The sequence below is a fragment of the Streptomyces phytophilus genome, from assembly GCF_013870535.1.
Classification (GTDB): Bacteria; Actinomycetota; Actinomycetes; order Streptomycetales; family Streptomycetaceae; genus Streptomyces; species Streptomyces phytophilus.
Map to the genome: position 1 here is coordinate 1 of NZ_JACBXC010000724.1, position 3,072 is coordinate 3,072.

General features: G+C 71.3%; 3 protein-coding genes. 2 read left to right on the plus strand and 1 reads right to left on the minus strand.

Translation table 11 applies throughout. The features are described 5' to 3' along the window. Positions 1 to 300: 300 nt before the first annotated feature. Entirely contained in the window at positions 301 to 1,521 is a 1,221-nt protein-coding gene (locus H5J30_RS24190; RefSeq protein ID WP_181789481.1) for an acetyl-CoA C-acetyltransferase, read from the minus strand. A gap of 238 nt (positions 1,522 to 1,759) precedes the next feature. On the opposite strand from H5J30_RS24190, the gene H5J30_RS24195 reads away from it, so the two are divergent. Beyond that, positions 1,760 to 2,659: a Bax inhibitor-1/YccA family protein gene (locus H5J30_RS24195; protein ID WP_181789482.1), complete on the plus strand. Its 900-nt coding sequence runs from the start codon at positions 1,760 to 1,762 to the stop codon at positions 2,657 to 2,659. A gap of 81 nt (positions 2,660 to 2,740) precedes the next feature. Further along, positions 2,741 to 3,072, plus strand: a 332-nt coding sequence (locus H5J30_RS24200; protein WP_181789483.1) for a pyridoxamine 5'-phosphate oxidase family protein, incomplete at its 3' end; no start/stop codon positions are given.

Genomic DNA, 3,072 nt, shown 5'->3' on the forward strand with positions numbered 1-3,072 from the left:
CCGCACGCAGCACGGCGGCGCCGAGCAGCGCGGCAGAGGCGGCGGCCAGCAGGACGGCGAAGTTGGTGGCGCTCACTGTCGGACTCCCGATTGCTGTAGGACCCCCATGTTCTACCTCAGCCTGCCGGAGCGCAGAACCCCACCCCTAGCGGAAAATGGCATGAATAGGGCGGGCCTTTGGTCCCGTCGCCGCCAAGGCGGGGGGCGGGGGCGCCGTTTGCGCGCCCCCCGCGCCCGTTCCGTACCGGCTCAGCCGCGCTGGCGCAGCCGTACGAACGCAGCCGTACCGACGCCGCCGTACTAACTCAGCCGCTCCAGCACCATGGCCATGCCCTGGCCGCCCCCGACGCACATCGTCTCCAGCCCGAACTGCTTGTCGTGCCACTGCAGGGAGTTGATGAGCGTCGTGGTGATCCGCGCGCCCGTCATGCCGAAGGGGTGCCCGACGGCGATGGCGCCGCCGTTGACGTTCAGCCGGTCCAGGTCGATGCCCAGATCCCGGTACGAGGGGACGACCTGCGCGGCGAACGCCTCGTTGATCTCCACCAAGTCGATGTCGCCGACCGTCATCCCGGCCCGCGCCAGCGCCTGCCTGCTGGCCTCCACCGGGCCCAGCCCCATGATCTCCGGCGACAGCGCGGAGAGCCCGGTCGAGACGATCCGCGCCAGCGGCGTGAGGCCCAGCTCACGCGCCTTGGTGTCGGACATCACGACGACCGCGGCGGCGCCGTCGTTCAGCGGGCAGCAGTTGCCGGCGGTGACCAGCCCGTCGGGGCGGAACACGGGCTTCAGGCCCGCGACGCCCTCCAGCGTCACACCCGGCCGCGGACCGTCGTCCTTGCTCACCACCGTGCCGTCGGGAGTGGTGACGGGCGTGATCTCGCGCTCCCAGAAGCCGGCGGCGATGGCCTTCTCGGCGAGGTTCTGCGACCGCACGCCGAACTCGTCCATGTCCTGCCGCGTGACGCCCTTGACCCGCGCCAGGTTCTCGGCGGTCTGCCCCATCGCGATGTAGACGTCGGGCACCAGGCCGTCGTCGCGCGGGTCGTGCCAGCCGGCGCCGCCCTTCTCCTGGCGCTCGGCGGTACGGGCCTCGGCCTCGGCGAAGAGGGGGTTGTGGGTGCCGGGCATGCCGTCGGAGGAGCCGTTGACGAACCGCGAGACCGTCTCCACGCCCGCCGAGACGAAGACGTCGCCCTCGCCGGCCTTGATGGCGTGGAACGCCATCCGCGTGGTCTGCAGGGACGAGGAGCAGTAGCGCGTGACGGTGCAGCCCGGGAGGTGGTCCATGCCGAGCTGCACGGCGACCACGCGGCCCAGGTTGTGCCCCTGCTCGCCGCCGGGCAGGCCGCAGCCGAGCATGAGGTCGTCGATGTCCCGCGGGTCCAGGCCGGGCACCTTGTCGAGGGCGGCCCGGACGATCCCGGTGGTCAGGTCGTCGGGGCGGACGTCCTTCAGCGAGCCTTTCCCGGCCCGGCCGATCGGGGAGCGGGCGGCTGAGACGATCACGGCTTCGGGCATCACGGCTCCCAGGGGACGCGGATGGGGCGGGGTCCTGGGCTGAAGTTACCCGTACGTAGCGAAGGGGTCACGGCTCTCGTACTGTGACGCGGACCTCAATTCCTGAGCGCTTGCTTACTACGGTCCGGGAAAGACCGGGAAAAGGCTTGTGAAAGATCCTCCTGAGGTCTGGCGCGATGTCTTTGCCTACCCATTACTCTTGTCCCAAGGCCGCGCAGTGCGGCCACTGAGGAGTGAGATGAGGAGCAGCAACCCGGTCTTCACGCGACGGGGGTTCAGCCGCGAGGGCGGTTCGGGAGGCTTCAACGCGCCGTCGCAGGCCGGGGGCCCCACTGTCGCCCAGGGCAACAACCCGTACGCCCAGCCCGGCACCAACCCGTATGCGCAGCAGCCGGGTGCCGCCCCGCGGAACCCCTACGCGCCCGCGGACCAGCAGCAGGGCGAGTGGGCGCCGCACGCGGCGCCCGCCGGCGGCCGGATGACCATGGACGACGTCGTGTCCCGCACGGGCATGACGCTCGGCCTGGTGATCCTCGCGGCCGTCGCCTCCTGGATCACCTTCGACGGCGAGAAGTCGCTCGGCATCGGCCTGATGGCCGCGCTCGGCGCCTTCGTGCTGGCGATGGTCCAGGCGTTCAAGCGCCGGCCGATCCCCGCGCTGATCCTGTCGTACGCGGTGCTTGAGGGCGTCTTCCTCGGCATCATCAGCGAGTACTTCAACACCTACGTCAGCGGCGCGGTCATGCAGGCCGTGCTCGGCACGATGGCGGTGTTCTTCGGTGTGCTCGTGGCGTACAAGCTGCGGATCATCCGGGTCACGGCCCGGTTCCAGCGGTTCGTCATCGGCGCGGCCATCGGCTTCGTGCTGCTGATGGCGGTCAACATGTTCGCCGCGCTCATCGGCGGCGGCGACGGCATGGGCCTGCGCAGCGGCGGCCTCGGCATCCTGTTCGGCGTCATCGGCGTCGTGCTCGGCGCGTGCTTCCTGGCCCTGGACTTCAAGCAGGTCGAGGACGGCATCGCCTACGGCGCCCCGAAGAACGAGGCGTGGCTCGCCGCCTTCGGCCTGACCCTGACCCTGGTCTGGATCTACCTGGAGATGCTGCGCCTGGTGGCCATCCTCCAGGGTGGCGACTGACGCGGCCCGCACGACTGACCTGTGGCCCGGCGCGGAGGCGTACGCCCTCCGGCCGGGCCACCGGCATGAGAAGGGGGAACGATGGCCGACGACCTGAGGCGGCTGCTGCGGGGGATCGAGGTCTTCGAGGGCGACCTGCCGTCGTTCGACCCGCGGGAGACCCCGGACGAGCCCGTCGCGCTCTTCACGGGCTGGCTGCTGGACGCCGTACGGGCGGGGGTGCGCGAGCCGCACGCCATGACCCTGTCGACGGCGGACGCGGACGGCGCCCCGTCGGCGCGGGTGCTGATCCTCAAGGACGTCGGCCCGGACGGCTGGCAGTTCGCCTCGGACGCGGGCAGCCCGAAGGGCCGGGAGCTGGCCGGGCGGCCGTACGCGGCGCTGACGTTCTACTGGCCGCCGCTGGCCCGCCA